This window comes from Qipengyuania sp. GPGPB31, assembly GCF_038396345.1.
GTDB classification, from domain to species: domain Bacteria; phylum Pseudomonadota; class Alphaproteobacteria; order Sphingomonadales; family Sphingomonadaceae; genus Qipengyuania; species Qipengyuania citrea.
The window spans coordinates 1,458,120-1,474,057 of sequence record NZ_CP149572.1; the positions used below are offsets into that span (position 1 = coordinate 1,458,120).

A 15,938-nucleotide genomic window follows, 5' to 3' on the forward strand; every position below is an offset into this window, starting at 1 on the left:
TGGATGCGAATATAGGCGTTGCGCGGGCTTAGCGCCAGTCAGCTCTCTTCGGGATCGTCGCTTCGCTCGGTATCGTCCGCCCCATCCTCGCCCGCGGCCTCTCCCATCAACTCGTCATAGGCATCGTCGACCGGGTCGAGCAGGCCGGTGGCGCGCAATTCCGCGATTCCGGGCAGGTCGCGCCGGCTCGACAGGCCGAAATGCTCGAGGAATTCGGGCGTCGTAGCATAGATCGTCGGCCTACCCGGCACCTCTCGGCGGCCCGCGATCCTGACCCATCCCGCTTCCATCAGCACGTCGAGCGTCCCGCCGCTGGTCTGCACCCCGCGGATCGATTCTGATTTCCGCGCGGCTGACCGGTTCGTGATAGGCAATGATCGCCAGCACTTCGGTGGCCGCGCGGCTCAGCCGCCTGATCTGCTCTTGCTCGCGGCGCAGGAGGTGCGCGAGATCGGGCGCGGTTTCGAAATGCCAGCGTTTGCTTCGCTCGACCAGATGGATGCCGCGCGGTTCGTAATCCTGCGCCACGCTGCGCAGCGCCTGGCGCACGTCGCCGACCGCCGCGTCGCCCAGGAAACCGGCGAGCGCTTCGGCAGTCATCGGCTCTTCCGCTGCAAACAGCGCGGCTTCGACGGCGCGGGCGAGATCGTCCATCAGCCGGTGACCCGCCGCAACCGGAGCGGTCCGAACGTATCGTCCTGCTGCAATTCGGCCTTGCCCAGCCGCGCCAGTTCCAGCGCGGCGACGAAGCTCGAGGCGAGCGCCGACTTGCGCAGGCGGGGCTCCGCGTGCGGGGGCAGGAAATCGCGCAGTTCGATCCAGTCGAGCGTCACGCCGAGCATGTTGGATACCCGGTCGAGCGCCGATTCTAGCGTCATCACCGGTCGTTCGCGCACCATGTGGATCGCCGGGGCAGTCCGCGCCTTCACGCGCCCATAGGCCTCGATCAGCGCGAACTGGTCGCAGCGCCAACGCGTCTTGCGTTCGATCTCGAGCCCTTCGGGCGCGCCGCGCAGGAAAACATCGCGGCCGATCCGGTTGCCGCCCATCAGCCGGGCCGCCGCATCGCGCATCGCGCCAAGCCGCTGCAGGCGCAGTTGCAGCCTGAGGGCGAGTTCTTCGGGCCCGGGGGCTTCTTCCTCGTCCTTCGGAAGCAGCATGGCCGATTTGAGATAGGCGAGCCAGGCGGCCATCACGAGATAATCGGCCGCCAGTTCGAGCTTCAGCGCCTCGGCATGGTCGATGTAGTCGAGATATTGGTCGACCAGAGCTAGGATCGAGATCGACCGCAAATCGACCTTCTGCCGCCGCGCGAGGTCGAGCAGCAGGTCGAGCGGACCCTCCCAGCCATCGAGCTCGAGATAGAGCGCATTCTCATCGACTGCCGCCTCTGCCGCGATGCCGTCCCAATCCTCCTGCGGCGCGGTATCGTCCTCGGGGAACAGCAGGCCGCTGTCGGTCACGCCGCGCGCGCTTTTCCGCCAGCGCGAGCAATGCATCGCGCTTGGCCAGCAACTCGTCCGTATCGGGGCCATCGGAAGGCGGATGCATCGCCGCATGCACCCTTTCAAGCCGGCGCGCCGACTGGTCGGACATCGTCTTCCCCAAATCGGCGATCGCCTGCTGGTCCTCCATTCTGGCCCAGCAATTGAGCACGATGTCGCATCCGGCGGCGAGTGCGCGGCGCGAGCGTTCGGCAATGGTGCCGTCGAGCGCCTGCATGTCGATATCGTCGGTCAGCAACAGCCCGTCGAACCCGATCCGGCCGCGGATTATGTCCCGCACGACCGTCTCGGAAAGCGTTGCCGGCACCGTGGCATCCCAGGCTTCGAAAACGATATGCGCGCTCATCCCCAGCGGATGCGCAGCGAGCGTGCGGAACGGCTCGATATCCACTTCGAGTTCGGCATCGCTGGCGGCGACATGCGGCAGCTCCTTGTGCGAATCGCAAGTGGCGCGGCCATGGCCCGGCATATGCTTGAGACAGCCAACGACCCCCGCCCGGCCCAGCCCGTCGAGCACCGCCCGGCCGAGCGCGGCGACCTGCAACGGATCGCTGCCCAGTGCACGATCCCCGATGACATCGTCGGTTTCGGGGCGCCGGACATCGAATGGCGCATGGAAATCGACGGTGACCCCCATGGTGGCCAGTTCGCGGCCCATGGCTTCGGCATTGGCGCGGGCGGCCTCGATCGCCGAAGCGGGGGCGACGTCCCACAGGGCAGCGAATGCTTCACCCGCGGGATAAGTCTGCCACACGGGCGGTTTCATCCGGGCGACCCGTCCGCCTTCCTGATCGATCGAGATGACCAGCCGATCGCGTCCGTGGATCGCGCGCAGTTCGTCGGTCAGCGCGCGCAGCTGGTCCTTGCTCTCGCAATTGCGCGCAAAGAGGATGTAGCCCGCCGGGTCGGCGTCCTTGAAGAAGGCGCGCTCGTCGGCGCCCAGTGCGGTCCCGGCGATGCCGAAAATGGCGGGTGTCATCTGCTGAAAATGCGCCGCGGCGCGCGTTCCCGCAAGTTCGCGGCGCGCGGCAGGTGTGGATACCGGATGCGAGGCCGCTCTATTTGACGAAGCAGGCGAGGCCGTCGGCCTTCAGCGCCGCACAGAGCCGATTGGCGGAGGCCCGGTCGCCCGCGAGCGCCTGCAGCCGGTAGACCTGTCCGATATCGACCTGTGCCTCCACCACCCGGTGGCGGACGCCGTTGAGCGCTTCGGTCTGCCGCATCAGGTTGGACCACGCGGCCTCGGCATCTTCGCGTCGCGGATAGGCACCGACCTGGACCGCCGTACCCGAAGGCGTGCCCGGCGCCGCAGCATTGCCCGCGTCCGAACCATCGCTGTCGTCAGCCGCGGCGGCCGGCGTCGTGGTCGGTTCGGCCAGCCGGCCTTCACGCGTCTGCCCCTCACCCACGGCGAAACTGGTATCGCCCGTGCCGGCAAAGGTCTTGCCTCCCGGGTCTTCGGGCTTGCTCTTGTAGGGCTCGTCCGGGGCGGCGATCACGCTGCCATCGGCTTCGGGCTCGTCGGACGTCTGGTTGGCCACGAACCAGATCGCCCCGACCACGAGGGCCAGCACGATCAGCGCCAGTACGCCCAGCAGGATCAACCGCGAGGTGTCAAAACCCGCGGCCTGCTCCTCGTCCTCGCCCGCCTCGAGCCAGGGAAGGCTCTCGTCATCGGCGAGGTCGAGCTGGTCCTCGTTCTCCCACTCGCCGCCACTGCCGTAAGCGCTCGCCCCCGTCATGCTCACATCTCCTCCACTGCCTCGACCCCAAGAATGGCGAGCCCGTTGCGGATCACCTGCGCGACCTGCGATGCCAGGAACAGCCGCGCCGCCGTAAGCTCGGGGTCGCTTTCCTGGATGATCCGCATTGCGGGATCATCGTTACCCGCGTTCCAGAAACTGTGGAAGGCAGCGGCGAGGTCGCCGAGGAAGAAAGCGATCCGGTGCGGTTCGCGCGCCTTGGCGGCCGCTTCGACCACGCGCGGGAACTGGGCCGCCTCGCGGACCAGCGCCAGCTCGTCCGCGCCCAGGCGGTCGAGATTGTCGCTGCCGGGCTCAACGCCCGCCTTGCGCAGCGTGGAATGGATGCGCGCATGGGCATATTGAAGATAGAAGACCGGGTTGTCCTTCGATGCTTCGACCACCTTGGCGAAGTCGAATTCCATCTGCGCATCGGGTTTGCGGGTGAGCATGGTAAAGCGCACGACGTCCTTGCCGACCTCTTCGACGACCTCGGCCAAGGTCACGAAAGTGCCCGAACGCTTGGACATCTTAACCGGTTCGCCGTCGCGCAGCAGCTTGACCATCTGCACCAGTTTGACGTCGAAGGGCACATCGCGCCCGGCACCCTTGGTCAGCGCAGCGACCGCGGCCCTGATCCGCTTGACCGTACCGGCATGGTCCGCACCCCAGATGTCGATCAGCGCATCGGCATTCTCGGCCTTCTGGAAGTGGTAGGCGAGATCGGCACCGAAATAGGTCCACGCCCCGTTCGACTTCTTGATCGGACGGTCCTGGTCGTCGCCGAATTCGGTCGACCGGAACAGCGGCAGTTCGACCGGCTCCCAGTCCTCGGGCGGTGCCTTGCCCTTGGGCGCCTCGAGCACGCCGTCGTAGACCAGGCCCTTTTCGCGCAGCCACGCCTCGGCGGCTTCGGGCTTCTTCGCTGCCTGCAATTCGGCTTCGGAGGAGAACAGGTCGTGATGAATGCCCAGCAGCGCGAGATCGGCGCGGATCATTTCCATCATCGCGGCGACCGAACGGTGACGGAACAGCTCGAGCCATTCGCTTTCGTCGGCGTCCTTGTAGGCGTCGCCGAATTCCTGCGCGAGCCGCTCGCCCACCGGCTTGAGGTAGTCGCCCGGATACAGCCCTTCGGGAATGGCGCCGATATCCTCGCCCAGCGCCTCGCGATAACGCATATGCGCCGAGCGCGCGAGCACGTCGACCTGCCCGCCGGCATCGTTGACGTAATATTCGCGCACGACCCGGTACCCCGCCCATTCGAGCAGACCGCACAGCGCATCGCCCACCACCGCGCCGCGGCAGTGGCCCATGTGCATCGGACCGGTCGGGTTGGCGGAGACATATTCGACATTGACCGTCTGCCCGTCACCCAGGGCGGAACGGCCATAGTCGTCGCCCAGCTCGGCGATCGCCAGCAGCTCGCGGCGCCAGGCGTCGGGCGAAAGGCGCAGGTTGATGAAGCCGGGTCCGGCAATATCGGCAGCGTCGATGTCGGGTTCGCGCTGCAGATGCTCGACGATCTTTTCCGCCAGCGCGCGCGGATTGGTCTTGGCCGGCTTGGCCAGCACCATCGCGGCATTCGTCGCCAGGTCCCCGTGCGAGGGATCGCGCGGCGGCTCGACCGCGACATTGCCGCGGGGCGTATCGGCAGGCAGCACGCCCTCCATCTCGAGAGCGTTCAAAACCGCGTCGATCCGGGCGGCGAAAGCCGCGTGAAGAGTGTGCAAATCAGCCATGGCGCGCGCCTAGCGTATCGGCGCGAAATGGCAAGATGCGAGGCGTGCCCCGCAGCGCCCTAGCGAGTGGCGTTGTAGCGCAGCTGCGCTTCGGTCAGCTGGAAACCCACCAGCAGTTCGAAGGTGGCGCGCTGCACTGCGGCCCGCACCGCGGGATCGGCCAGCGGATCGAGCGCAGCGTCGGGATCGCCCGGTTCGCGCTTGCGGGTGATCTGCTCGCGGATATCCTCGGGCAGCGTCGCGGCAGCGCGATCGACATAGGCGGCCGCCGTGCCGCTGGCCTGCGCACGTTCCTGCCCGTCGGCGAACTGCAGGGTGACATTGCCGACCCGCTTGCTGACCACCGAGGAACCGCCGCGCAGCACGGTGGAGAAATAGGGCAGCGTGACCGTGCGGCTGCCAGTGGTGTCGCTGCGGCGGGCAACGACGTCGAAACTGGCTTCGGTATAGACCCGGTCGCCCGCTTCTTCGTTGCAGTTCGAACGCAGGTTGGTGATTGCCGCCGTGACATCGAGATCCGCCTGCGTCGTCGCACCCGGGGCACGGAAGGTGGTGATATCGCCGGTGTAGTCGGGAATACCGACCGCCGGGCAGGTCGAGCGGACCGCCGAAATGCCGACCCCCTGGTTGAGAACCAGATCGCCTTCCGTAGAACAGCCGGCAAGCGCAAGACCGGCAGCGAGTGCGGGCAGCAGACGGGTGCGGATGGTCATGCGGCTAATTTCCCTTTTGCGGTCATTCGAATTCGTAGCCCCTCTGGCTGCGGGACGCCCTAGCTTGGCCTGCGCGAAAGCGCTAGAGGGCGGGACATGAATGCCCCCTTTCCATCCACGCCCGGCACCAGCGGAAACGATCCGCGCCTGCCCCTCAAGCTCCTGATCGCGGCGCCGCGCGGCTTCTGTGCAGGGGTCGATCGCGCCATCGAGATCGTCGAGCGTGCGCTGCAGAAATACGGTGCCCCGGTCTATGTCCGGCATGAAATCGTGCACAATCGCTATGTCGTCGACAGCTTGAAGGCGAAGGGCGCGATCTTCGTCGAGGAACTCGACGAGGTGCCTGACGACGCACCGGTCGTGTTCAGCGCGCATGGAGTGCCCAAAGCGATCCCGGCAGAAGCCGAACGGCGCAAGATGCTGTATGTCGACGCCACCTGCCCATTGGTGAGTAAGGTTCACCGCCAGGCCGAACGGCAGATCGAAAAGGGCCAGCACATCCTGTTCATCGGTCATGCGGGTCACCCGGAAGTGATTGGCACGATGGGCCAGGTGCCCGAGGGGAGGATCACGCTGGTCGAGACGATCGACGACGTCGCTGAGCTCGACTTCGGTCCCGATGACGATCTCTCCTACCTCTCGCAGACCACGCTCTCGGTCGACGATACGCGCGACATCATCGCGGCGCTCGAAGCGCGTTTCCCGCAGATCGTTGCGCCCAAGGCGGAAGACATCTGCTATGCCACCAGCAACCGGCAGGCGGCGGTCAAGCAGATCGCGGCGAACTGCGACCTGGTGCTGGTTATCGGTGCGCCCAATTCCTCCAACTCGCTGCGGCTGGTGGAAGTGGCCGAACGGCTGGGCACCACCGCCTATCTCATCCAGCGTGCCGACGAAATGGATCCGGCCTGGCTCGAGGGCATAGGCACGATCGGCCTGACGGCAGGGGCTTCGGCACCCGAAAAGCTCGTCCGCGAAGTGGTCGACCGGCTCTCCGACTGGCGGCTGGTCGAGGAAGAGGTGATCGCCGCCACCGAAGAGAACATGATCTTCAAGCTGCCGCGCCAACTCACCGACTGACGTGGCGGTCTATACCCATCTCGGGGCCGAAGATCTCGCTCGGCTGATGGATCACTACGACGTCGGCCGGCTGGTTTCCTTCAAGGGCATCGCCGAAGGCGTCTCGAATTCCAACTGGCTGCTGGAAACCACGCGGGGCCGGTTTATCCTGACGATGTACGAAAGGCGCATCGAGACCGCCGACCTGCCCTTCTTCCTCGGTCTGCTCGATCACCTTTCGGCAAGCGGCTGCCCCGTGCCGCGCACCATTCACGACCGCGACGGCGCGGCCTGGAGGATGGTGGACGGCAAGGCCGTGGCATTGATCGAATTCCTTCCCGGTCTTTCGCCCAGCGCCCCGACGCCCGGGCAGGCCCGAGCGGTGGGCAGCGCACTGGCGCAGATCCATCTCGCCGCGCGCGACTTCCCGCAATCGCGCACCAGCACGCTCGAGCCGGGCGACACTCTGGATATCCTCAAGCAATGCGGCGCGGCAGCGCTGGGCACGATCGATCCGGATCTGCCCCCGATCCTCGAGACGGGCGAGGCGATCGTGCACGAATGGCCCCGCGCCCTGCCCCGGTCGATCATCCATTCGGACCTGTTTCCCGACAACGTCCTGATGCTTGGCGACCGCGTAACCGGAATGATCGATTTCTATTTCGCCTGCACCGGGTCGATGGCGTACGATCTCGCCGTGACCCATGCCGCCTGGTGCTTCGACGGGACCGGCGCCCGCTGTAATCGCGCGCTCGGCCGGGCGCTGATCGAGGGATATGAAACTTTGCGCCCCCTCGGCCATGACGAACGGGCCGCGCTGCCGCTGCTGGCCGAGGGCGCCTGCCTGCGGTTCATCGCCAGCCGCGCGCAGGACTGGCTCGACACGCCCGACGATGCGCTTGTCCACCGCAAGGACCCGATGGATTTCGTCAGGCGGCTGGAATTCTACCGCGCCAGCGGCCAGAGCGCCTTCGCATGAAGCAAGTCGAAATATTCACCGACGGGGCCTGCAAGGGCAATCCCGGTCCCGGCGGCTGGGGCGCGCTGCTGCGCATGGGGCCGCATGAAAAGGAACTGGTCGGCGGCGATCCCGACACCACCAACAACCGCATGGAGATGATCGCCGCGATCAAGGCGCTGGGTGCATTGATCGAACCCTGCGAGGTCGATCTCTATACCGACAGCAAGTACCTGATCGACGGGATCACCAAGTGGGTCCACGGCTGGAAGAAACGCGGCTGGGTCAATGCCAGCAAGAAGCCGGTCCGCAACGCCGATCTATGGCACGACCTGATCGAGCTGACCGCGCATCACCGCGTCGCATGGCACTGGGTCAAGGGCCACGCGGGCCATCCCGAGAACGAGCGGGTGGACCGCCTCGCCAGCGACGAGGCGGAACGGATCGCGCGCACCGCCTGATCAGCTGTTGTCGACGATCTCCGCGTCGGGTCCGTTCTTCTTGATCGAATCGATGGCGTTTTGCGCGCTCGCCTTCGAGGCATAGCCTTCGGTCGAGAACATCACCTCCGAATTGTACTTGAACCGCACGCGGTATTCATCGGCCTTGTCGCGGTAGATTTCGAAGTGATGAGCCATGTTTTCCCTTCCTGAATAGCTGGCGTGACCCGGCGCATCCTAGCGCCCGGCGCATTTTTGGCTAGGCGAAGCGCGCCGGTGAATAAAGCTCGGCATCGAGCGTTTCGGTCAGGGCGTCGCGTGCCTCGCCCAGCAGCAATTGGCGGCCGAGGCGCGCGGCAGCCGGCGATGTCTGGATACCGAAGCCGCCCTGCCCCGCGAACCAGGCGAAGCCTTCGACTGCGGGATCGTAACCGTAGACCGGTCGGCGGTCCTTGGCGAAGCTGCGCAGCCCAGCCCACTTGTGCTCGACCGCTTCCACCCGCCAGTCGACCACTTCCTCGAGCCGCGCGATCGCCTCGGCGACAGCCATCTCTTCAGGCGCGGCATCGCACGCCTCGCTCGGCACTTCGTCGTGCGGGCTGACCCACAGACGCCCGGATTCGGGCTTGAAATAGAACCGGCCGCGAATGTCGAGCACCAGCGGAAGATCGTTCGACACGGGCGGATCGATCCGCAACTGTGCCACCGTGCGGCGATAGGGTTCGATCCCGGCGGGCTGCGCACCTGCCATCGCCGCCAGCTCGTCGGCCCAGGCGCCGGCGGCGTTGACGATGGTCGCTGCATGGTGGGCGGCGCCGCGGTCGGTCGCGATCTCCCAGCGTCCGCCGTCGCGTTTGAGCCCCGACACCCGTGCACGGCATTCCAGCTGCGCCCCGGCGGCACGCATGCGCGCCAGATAATGCGCGTGCAGTGCAGCCACGTCGATATCGGCGCAGACCGGCTCCCAGATCGCATCGGACCATTCGTGACGGACTCCGGGAAGCCGCTTTTGCAGGTCGGCGCGTCCCAGGTGCTGGATCGTCGCACCAGTCGGGACGAAACGCTGCATGAAGTCGGTCACCAGCTCCTCGTCGCCCTCGCGCGCGATGTAGAGGGCGCCGCGCTGATGCAGGAAACCGCCGTCGCGCAGGAACGGCCCCGATGCCAGCGTCAGCGGCACGATCTCGGGCCCGCCATAGCATTCCTCCCAGAATGCGGCGGATCGTCCGGTCGCGTGGTAGCCGGGTTCATCCTCCGCCTCGAGCACCAGCACGCTGGCGCCGCCCTCGGCCAGTTCGGCGGCCAGGCTGGCACCCGCAATGCCGGCGCCGACGATCGCGAAATCGGCGGTCATGGCCTAGCTCCCGCCGGCGCGACGCGGTCGAGGAATTCGGCGATCCCGGCCAGCGCCCGCGCCCGCACCGGATCAACCTCGCGCAGGATCTCATGGCGCGCCTCGTCGCCGAAGGCGATCAGTTCGCCCTGCGGCAAGCGCTCGGCCGCGCGGACCGCGGCGGCATGGCTCACCAGCCGGTCCGCTGCAGTGCTCAGCACCAGCACCGGCACGCGGACCGTTTCGAGCATGCCCTTGCGGGCAAGGTGCCGCACCGAGGCATAGGCCCGTTCGACCCAGCCCCAACTGCCGGGGCCCATGACCAGTTCGGGGCGCTGTTCGCGCCACCAAAGCTCGTCGGCATAGCGCCCGCCGTCATGGGTCAGCAGGGCGTTGCGGTCAGCCGGCATTTCGCCCGGTTTCTCGCTCCATTTCCAAGCCTGGCGCCGGGGGTCGCCGATCCGCGTCATCAAGCGCGCCACCGTGTGCAGCAGGCCCAGCGGCAGCGGGGGCCCCGCCATGCCGATCATCGGTGCGCTGAGGACCGCCGCATCGGGATCGACCTGGCCGTCGACCAACGCGCGCATCACCAAGTGCCCGCCCATCGAATGGCCGGCCAGGACATGCGGCCCGGGGGTGTCTTCCTTCCACGCACGCCACAGCTGCGCGAGATCGGCGGTCCAGTCGGTGAAATCCGCGATGTGGCCGGTCACCGCGTCGCCGCCGAGCCGCCCCGAACCGGCCTGGCCGCGCCAGTCGGCGGCGGTCACGCGCCAGCCTTCGCCATGCCAGTGATCGAGCGTTTCGAGATATTTTTCGTAGAAGTCGCCGCGCCCGGAAAGGAACAGGATCGATCCCCGTTTGCCGCCGCCCGATCCCGGCCAGTCGATCCGCCTGATCGCATGTCCATCGGGCAGGACGAAACGCGATTCGGTCGCGGACGCGGGAATGGCGCGGCGGTCGAAGGTTTCCTGTGGCGCTGGCATGCCGGTGTCCGCGGCCTCCTCTATGGTTACTTTTTGGTAAGCACGCTGCGCTATCACTGCCGTCCGAAGCAGAGCTTGCGGAGCGTCATGCAAAACCAGATTTTCACCTACGTATTGCTTGCCGGATTGGCAATCGCACTGCTCTGGGTAATCGTGACCGACCTCAGGCACCGGACGATCAGCAACCGGCTGACGCTGACCGTTGCGCTTGGTGCGCCGCTGTACTGGCTGTCGATCGGATTGCCGCTCTGGCCCGGCATCGGCTTCCAGATCGGACTGGCCCTGCTGGTCTTCGCAACCTGCTGCGTGCTGTTCGCCATTCGCCAGATGGGCGGCGGCGACGTCAAGCTGCTGACCGCGCTGGCGCTGTGGATCCCGCCCTCGCAATTTACCTTGCTGCTGATCGCGATGGCGATGCTCGGCTGGGTGCTGACGATGGGGATTGCTGCGTGGCGGGTGGCGCATTCGACCACGATCAGGACCCGTCCGGCGCGCGATACCGCAATGCTATTGGTGGGAACGCTCATCGCGGCCCTCTTCGCGAGCGCGGTCCTGGGCGGGCCGCAATTGCCAGTGCCCGAAGCGCTGATCGCGGCTGCGGCGAGCAGCGCATCAGCCGCCATCGCGCTCGTTGCAGCACCGTTCGCAGTCCTGCTGATCGTCACGTTCGGATCGATCCGGATCATTCGCCGGCACGAACGGGACCTGTGGGTCCCCTACGGCCCGGCGATCTCGCTCGCGGGCATCTGGATCGTCGCCAGCGGACAGTTGCTGGCGCAGGCGGGGCCCGTCGCAGGCGGTTGAGAACCCGTTCTTAACCAATTCGCCCGTAAGGCACGAAACCATACTTGCCCGCACCTTTGACCGGCGGGCCGAATTAGGGGGCTAGACAGCCATGGATAGGAAGAAGCTGGTTCTGCTGATCGCCGCGCTGGTAATCGCGGTTGGTACGGCGCTGATTGCGCGCAGCATGTTCGCCGGCGCAAGCGCACCGCAGGCCGATGCCGCGGCGCGGGTCGAAGCGCAGGGCCCCAAGGTCCTGGTTGCCCAGCGCGCGCTGCCGGTCGGCACGATCATAACGGCCGATGCAATCGGCTTCCAGCTGTGGCCCGAAGAGCTGGTCCAGGACGCCTATTTCCTCGACGGCGAAGCCGATATGAGCAAGCTGCTGGGCACGGTGGTACGCCACCCGATCACGGCCGGCGAACCCGTCACGCAGGGCACGCTGGTCGCGCCGGGCGATCGCGGCTTCCTCGCCGCCGCTCTGGCACCGGGCATGCGCGCCATCACCGTTCCCGTGACCGCCCAGTCGGGCGTGGCCGGCTTCGTCTTCCCGGGTGACCGCGTCGACATGGTCCTGACGCAGGAGGTCGATGGCACCGAGGGTGCGAATCTGAAGGCGTCGGAAACCATCCTTCGTAACCTTCGTGTTCTGGCCACCGATCAGTCCACCGTGTCTGAAAAGAACGAGGACGGCTCGACCGTGGTGAAGGAGTTCCGCACGGTGACGCTCGAAGTCACTCCGGTGATCGCCGAAAAGGTCGCCGTCGCGCAGACCATCGGCGTGCTCAGCCTGTCGCTGCGCTCGCTGGCCGACAACCAGACCGAACTCGAACGCGCGATCGCTTCGGGTGATGTGACGATCCCCGATGACGCCACGTCCGAAGAGGAAGAACGCATCCTGCGCCAGGCGATGTCGCGCCCGATCGACGGCAAGGCAAGTTTTGTCACGGGCGGCGACGTCTCGCGCTTCCAGCGCCGGACGGTTCCGCCGCAGGGCTCGACCGCCCCGCAGCAGGCCGCAATGCCGACCGCCGGTCCCGAAGCGCTCACCTATTCGGGCCCCACGGTCCGCGTCACGCGCGGCAAGGAAACCACGCAGGTACCGGTGGGCGGTCGATGAGCGGAAAACAGAACAAGGTACGCCATTCAGGGGGCCAAGCCATGAAACGTCGTCTTACATCCAAACTGCTGCTGGCCAGCCTGGCGATCGCGCCGCTGGCAGCTGCACCGACAAGCGTCGCGACGGCGCAGTCGGTCGTGCGCCCGACATCGGAAGTCGTCCTGTCGATCGGCCGCGGCGAACTGGTCAATGTGCCCGGCACCATGGCCGACGTCTTCGTCGCCAACGAAGAGATCGCCGACGTGCAGATCAAGTCGCAGCGCCAGCTGTTCGTGATGGGCAAGTCCGGCGGCGAAACCACGATCTACGCCAGCAATGCGGCGGGCGACATCATCTGGTCCGCCAATATCCGCGTGGGCTCGAACATCGGCAGCATCGACCAGTTGCTCGCCATGGCCATGCCGCAGGCGAAGATATCGGTCGCCACCATGGGGTCAAATGTCATCCTGCTGACCGGCACGGTCGCAGCGCCCGAAGACGCCGCCGAAGCACAGCGCCTCGTCGAGGCCTATGTCGGTACGGACGCGAATGTCATCAGCCGCCTGCGCATGGCGACACCGCTACAGGTCAACCTGCAGGTTCGCATTGCCGAGGTCAGCCGCAGCGTGGTGCGTGCGCTGGGTGTCAATCTCACCAGCGTGGATGCGACCGGCGGCTTCAAGTTCGGGATCGGCCAGGGCCGCTCTCCCTTCACGCAGGTTTCGCCGGGCGGACCGGTCGCGGTGGGGAGCGACCTCGAGGGCGATCTCTACAACATTGTCAATCAGGGTTCCTCCGGCAGCACGCTGGGCGCGTTCGGCAAGTTCCTCGGTCTCGATATCGGTGCCGCGCTGGATCTTGCGGAGACGCAGGGGCTCGTCACCACGCTGTCGCAGCCCAATCTGACCGCCCTGTCGGGCGAGACTGCCGAATTCCTCGCGGGCGGAGAGTTTCCGATTCCCCTCGCCCAGGGCCTTGGCACGACCACGATCGAATACAAGAACTACGGGGTGAGCCTGGCCTATACGCCGACGGTTCTCGCCAATGGCCGCATCTCGATGCGCGTCCGTCCCGAAGTATCGGAGCTGTCGAGCCAGGGGGCGATCACGCTCAACGGGTTCGAGGTCCCCGCGCTTACCACTCGCCGCGCCGAAACCACGATCGAACTCGGGTCGGGGCAAAGCTTCATGATCGCGGGGCTGCTGTCGAACTCGGCCACCAACACGATCGACAAGGCACCCGGCCTCGGTGACATACCGATCCTCGGCAACCTGTTCCGCTCGACCACCTACCGCAAGGGAGAGACCGAGCTGGTAATCGTGGTGACGCCGTACCTGGTGAAGCCGGTGGACGGCAACGATATCAAGCTGCCGACCGACGGCTTCCGCAAGCCGTCCGAGTTCCAGCGCCTGCTGGGTTTCCAGCAGAGCGATGGCGTCACTGGTGCCGAGCGGCCCAAGCCGCGTGCTGTCGAGAGTACGCCCGCCGCGCCGTCGGTATCGCAGGGTCTGCCCGCCGATGACGGCGAACAGCAACCCAAGCGCGAGAGCGAGGCACGCCGCGCTTCGGCGCAGCCCGGCTTCAGCTTCGAATAAGGGGAAGAGTAGAATGGCCAAGGCAATCAAACGCAAGTTCGCCGGCTCGCTCGCACTATCGCTCGGCCTCGCGCTGGGCGCATGCGGCGGCTTCCCGACCGAGAACAAGTCGCTTTACAGCGCCCGCCAGCCGGTCGTCGAACGCACCAATTTCACGCTCGATGTCCAGACCGGCGGCCAGGGCCTGCCGGTGGCTGAACAGCAGCGGATCGCAGGATGGTTCGACGCGATGGGCCTCGGGTATGGCGATCGCATTTCGCTCGACGACCCCACGGCCAACCCGGCGGTTTCGGAAGACCTTGCCGCACTGGCAGAGCGGCACGGCTTGCTGGTCAGCGATGGATCGCCAGTGACTGCCGGTTACGTCGCCCCGGGACAGGCGCGGATCGTCATCACCCGGTCGACGGCCAGCGTTCCCGACTGTCCCAATTGGTCGGCCAATGCCGAGGGCAACGAATATAACGCGACCTACCCGGGATACGGATGTGCCGTGAACGGCAATCTCGCTGCCATGGTTGCCAATCCCGAAGACCTGATCAGCGGGCAGGCGGGCACTGGCGAGACGATCGTCACGACCTCGACCAAGGCCATCAAGGCCTACCGCGACAAGGAACCGACCGGCACGGGCGATCTTGCCGAAGTCAGCAGCACAGAAGGAGGCTAAGCAGCCATGAGCGCTTCACTCAAATCGGGCCTGCCCGGCAACCGCGATGCCTTTGCAGCCTATATCTGCGACGAGAACGCCCTCGACGTGCTGCGCCCGGTCGTGATCGAGCTCGGCTGGCCTCCCGAGAAATGCAACAAGGGCGGTCTGCGCAACGCGATCCAGTCGCTTTCGGTGTCGGCAAGCCCGAACATCCTGATGGTCGACCTGTCCGAAAGCGGCGATCCGCTCAACGACATCAACGCACTGGCCGAAGTCTGCGAACCCGGCACGGTGGTCATCGCGATCGGCCAGGTCAACGACGTGCGGCTCTATCGCGACCTGCTGGCCAGCGGGATCCACGATTACCTGCTCAAGCCGCTGTCCGCCAACATGCTGCGCGATTCGCTGACCCAGGCGCAGGCAGTGTTCATGGCCCCCAAGGCGGGCGATGACGAAGGCGTCAAACGCCATATTTCGACTGCCGTGATCGGCACGCGCGGCGGAGTCGGTGCCTCGACGCTGGTCACTTCGCTCGCATGGCTGTTCTCGGCCGAGAAGCGTATGCCGACCGCACTGCTCGATCTCGATGTGCATTTTGGCACCGGCGCGCTGACGCTCGACCTGGAACCGGGCCGCGGTCTTACCGACGCGATCGACAATCCCGGCCGCATCGACGGGCTGTTCATCGAACGCGCGATGATCCGTGCGAACGAGAACCTCGCCATCCTGTCGGCCGAAGCGCCGATCAACCAGCCGCTGATGACCGATGGCGCCGCATTCCTGCAGCTGCAGGAAGAGTTCAAGCACCAGTTCGAAATGACCGTGCTCGACATGCCGCGCAACATGCTGATCAATTTCCCGCATCTGCTCAATGAAGTGAATGCGATCGTGCTGGCGGCTGAGATGTCGCTTGCCTCGGCGCGGGACACGATCCGGATCCTGTCCTGGCTAAAAACGAACGCCCCGCATTCGCAGGTCATCGTCGTCGCCAACAAGGTGCAGCCAGGCATGGCGGAGATCAGCAAGACCGATTTCGAGGCCTCGATCGAACGCAAGATCGATATCTCCATCCCGTTCGACCAGAAGGCGGCGACCAATGCGGCCAAGTTGGGCAAGACCTTCGTCGACGCGAATGGCGGATCGAAAGCCAGTGCCGCGATCAATCAGCTTGCCTCGCTGGTTATCGGCGCGGCCGAAGGCGACCTCGACGAAAGCGATGGCGGGGGGCGAAGAAATCGCTGCTCGGCGCACTCGATTTCAAGCAGCTGCTCGCGAAGAAAAAGACCGACCCGGTGGCAGAACCCGCGCAATAACGCCGCCCGGGGGCCAACCCGGTT

General features: G+C 66.1%; 15 protein-coding genes and 2 pseudogenes. 8 read left to right on the forward strand and 9 right to left on the reverse strand.

Annotated features, from left to right (window positions below; all coding sequences use genetic code 11):
• Positions 1-38 precede the first annotated feature (38 nt).
• The 6 genes and pseudogenes from scpB to WKH79_RS07485 form a co-directional block, all read right to left on the reverse strand.
• Positions 39-654 (reverse strand): annotated as a pseudogene (scpB, locus tag WKH79_RS07460) (SMC-Scp complex subunit ScpB).
• Entirely contained in the window at positions 654-1,400 is a 747-nt protein-coding gene (locus tag WKH79_RS07465; protein ID WP_234000784.1) for a ScpA family protein, read from the reverse strand. Before WKH79_RS07465 ends, scpB begins: the two are co-directional and overlap by 1 nt.
• Positions 1,375-2,484, reverse strand: coding sequence for a beta-N-acetylhexosaminidase (gene nagZ / locus WKH79_RS07470; RefSeq protein WP_341858492.1), 1,110 nt, complete (start codon positions 2,482-2,484; stop codon positions 1,375-1,377). Before nagZ ends, WKH79_RS07465 begins: the two co-directional genes overlap by 26 nt.
• Positions 2,485-2,563: 79 nt before the next feature.
• Positions 2,564-3,247, reverse strand: a complete 684-nt coding sequence (locus WKH79_RS07475) for an SPOR domain-containing protein (RefSeq protein WP_063512306.1) — start codon at positions 3,245-3,247, stop codon at positions 2,564-2,566.
• A gap of 2 nt (positions 3,248-3,249) precedes the next feature.
• Positions 3,250-4,989, reverse strand: a complete 1,740-nt coding sequence (gene argS, locus WKH79_RS07480; RefSeq protein ID WP_063512692.1) for an arginine--tRNA ligase — start codon at positions 4,987-4,989, stop codon at positions 3,250-3,252.
• A 59-nt stretch (positions 4,990-5,048) separates the two neighbouring features.
• The gene (locus WKH79_RS07485; RefSeq protein WP_050600776.1) at positions 5,049-5,702 is read right to left on the reverse strand and encodes a hypothetical protein; all 654 of its coding nucleotides are present in this window, start codon (positions 5,700-5,702) and stop codon (positions 5,049-5,051) included.
• A 96-nt stretch (positions 5,703-5,798) separates the two neighbouring features.
• Here WKH79_RS07485 and ispH point away from each other — a divergent pair, with 96 nt between their 5' ends.
• The 3 genes from ispH to rnhA are packed head-to-tail and all read left to right on the forward strand — an operon-like array spanning position 5,799 to position 8,180.
• Positions 5,799-6,782 carry a 4-hydroxy-3-methylbut-2-enyl diphosphate reductase gene (gene ispH, locus WKH79_RS07490; protein WP_341858493.1) on the forward strand — a complete coding sequence of 328 codons (984 nt, stop codon included), beginning with the start codon at positions 5,799-5,801 and terminating at the stop codon, positions 6,780-6,782.
• A gap of 1 nt (position 6,783) precedes the next feature.
• Complete coding sequence (gene thrB / locus WKH79_RS07495) at positions 6,784-7,740, forward strand: homoserine kinase (protein ID WP_341858494.1); 957 nt, start codon at positions 6,784-6,786, stop codon at positions 7,738-7,740.
• Positions 7,737-8,180, forward strand: coding sequence for a ribonuclease HI (gene rnhA / locus WKH79_RS07500; RefSeq protein ID WP_050600779.1), 444 nt, complete (start codon positions 7,737-7,739; stop codon positions 8,178-8,180). The genes thrB and rnhA overlap by 4 nt, the downstream gene beginning before the upstream one ends.
• Here rnhA and WKH79_RS07505 read toward each other — a convergent pair whose 3' ends face one another.
• The 3 genes from WKH79_RS07505 to WKH79_RS07515 form a co-directional block, all read right to left on the reverse strand.
• Positions 8,181-8,357: a YegP family protein gene (locus WKH79_RS07505; RefSeq protein ID WP_082835446.1), complete on the reverse strand. Its 177-nt coding sequence runs from the start codon at positions 8,355-8,357 to the stop codon at positions 8,181-8,183. It abuts the gene before it with no gap.
• A 61-nt stretch (positions 8,358-8,418) separates the two neighbouring features.
• A complete protein-coding gene (locus WKH79_RS07510) occupies positions 8,419-9,513 on the reverse strand; it encodes an FAD-dependent oxidoreductase (RefSeq protein WP_269420681.1) in 1,095 nt (364 codons plus the stop codon).
• Positions 9,510-10,478, reverse strand: coding sequence for an alpha/beta hydrolase (locus WKH79_RS07515; protein WP_341858495.1), 969 nt, complete (start codon positions 10,476-10,478; stop codon positions 9,510-9,512). The genes WKH79_RS07510 and WKH79_RS07515 overlap by 4 nt, the downstream gene beginning before the upstream one ends.
• An 87-nt stretch (positions 10,479-10,565) precedes the next feature.
• Here WKH79_RS07515 and WKH79_RS07520 point away from each other — a divergent pair, with 87 nt between their 5' ends.
• The 5 genes and pseudogenes from WKH79_RS07520 (at position 10,566) to WKH79_RS07540 (ending at position 15,914) form a co-directional block, all read left to right on the forward strand.
• On the forward strand, positions 10,566-11,282 hold the full coding sequence (locus WKH79_RS07520; RefSeq protein ID WP_160765825.1) for a prepilin peptidase: 717 nt from the start codon (positions 10,566-10,568) through the stop codon (positions 11,280-11,282).
• A gap of 91 nt (positions 11,283-11,373) precedes the next feature.
• The gene (gene cpaB / locus WKH79_RS07525) at positions 11,374-12,381 is read left to right on the forward strand and encodes a Flp pilus assembly protein CpaB (protein ID WP_341858496.1); all 1,008 of its coding nucleotides are present in this window, start codon (positions 11,374-11,376) and stop codon (positions 12,379-12,381) included.
• 41 nt (positions 12,382-12,422) lie between these two features.
• The gene (locus WKH79_RS07530) at positions 12,423-13,955 is read left to right on the forward strand and encodes a type II and III secretion system protein family protein (protein ID WP_082835570.1); all 1,533 of its coding nucleotides are present in this window, start codon (positions 12,423-12,425) and stop codon (positions 13,953-13,955) included.
• A gap of 13 nt (positions 13,956-13,968) precedes the next feature.
• The gene (locus WKH79_RS07535; protein WP_063505429.1) at positions 13,969-14,619 is read left to right on the forward strand and encodes a CpaD family pilus assembly protein; all 651 of its coding nucleotides are present in this window, start codon (positions 13,969-13,971) and stop codon (positions 14,617-14,619) included.
• Positions 14,620-14,625: 6 nt separating this feature from the next.
• A pseudogene (locus tag WKH79_RS07540) lies at positions 14,626-15,914 on the forward strand (pilus assembly protein CpaE).
• Positions 15,915-15,938: the final 24 nt, after the last annotated feature.

Excerpts from the sequence above, each read along its gene's own strand:
- WKH79_RS07520 (WP_160765825.1), top strand. The coding sequence starts at position 10,566 with ATGCAAAACCAGATTTTCACCTACGTATTGCTTGCCGGATTGGCAATC.
- nagZ (WP_341858492.1), bottom strand. The coding sequence starts at position 2,484 with ATGACACCCGCCATTTTCGGCATCGCCGGGACCGCACTGGGCGCCGAC.
- rnhA (WP_050600779.1), top strand. The coding sequence starts at position 7,737 with ATGAAGCAAGTCGAAATATTCACCGACGGGGCCTGCAAGGGCAATCCC.
- WKH79_RS07535 (WP_063505429.1), top strand. The coding sequence starts at position 13,969 with ATGGCCAAGGCAATCAAACGCAAGTTCGCCGGCTCGCTCGCACTATCG.
- WKH79_RS07515 (WP_341858495.1), bottom strand. The coding sequence starts at position 10,478 with ATGCCAGCGCCACAGGAAACCTTCGACCGCCGCGCCATTCCCGCGTCC.
- WKH79_RS07475 (WP_063512306.1), bottom strand. The coding sequence starts at position 3,247 with ATGACGGGGGCGAGCGCTTACGGCAGTGGCGGCGAGTGGGAGAACGAG.
- WKH79_RS07530 (WP_082835570.1), top strand. The coding sequence starts at position 12,423 with ATGAAACGTCGTCTTACATCCAAACTGCTGCTGGCCAGCCTGGCGATC.
- WKH79_RS07485 (WP_050600776.1), bottom strand. The coding sequence starts at position 5,702 with ATGACCATCCGCACCCGTCTGCTGCCCGCACTCGCTGCCGGTCTTGCG.
- cpaB (WP_341858496.1), top strand. The coding sequence starts at position 11,374 with ATGGATAGGAAGAAGCTGGTTCTGCTGATCGCCGCGCTGGTAATCGCG.
- ispH (WP_341858493.1), top strand. The coding sequence starts at position 5,799 with ATGAATGCCCCCTTTCCATCCACGCCCGGCACCAGCGGAAACGATCCG.
- argS (WP_063512692.1), bottom strand. The coding sequence starts at position 4,989 with ATGGCTGATTTGCACACTCTTCACGCGGCTTTCGCCGCCCGGATCGAC.
- WKH79_RS07510 (WP_269420681.1), bottom strand. The coding sequence starts at position 9,513 with ATGACCGCCGATTTCGCGATCGTCGGCGCCGGCATTGCGGGTGCCAGC.
- WKH79_RS07505 (WP_082835446.1), bottom strand. The coding sequence starts at position 8,357 with ATGGCTCATCACTTCGAAATCTACCGCGACAAGGCCGATGAATACCGC.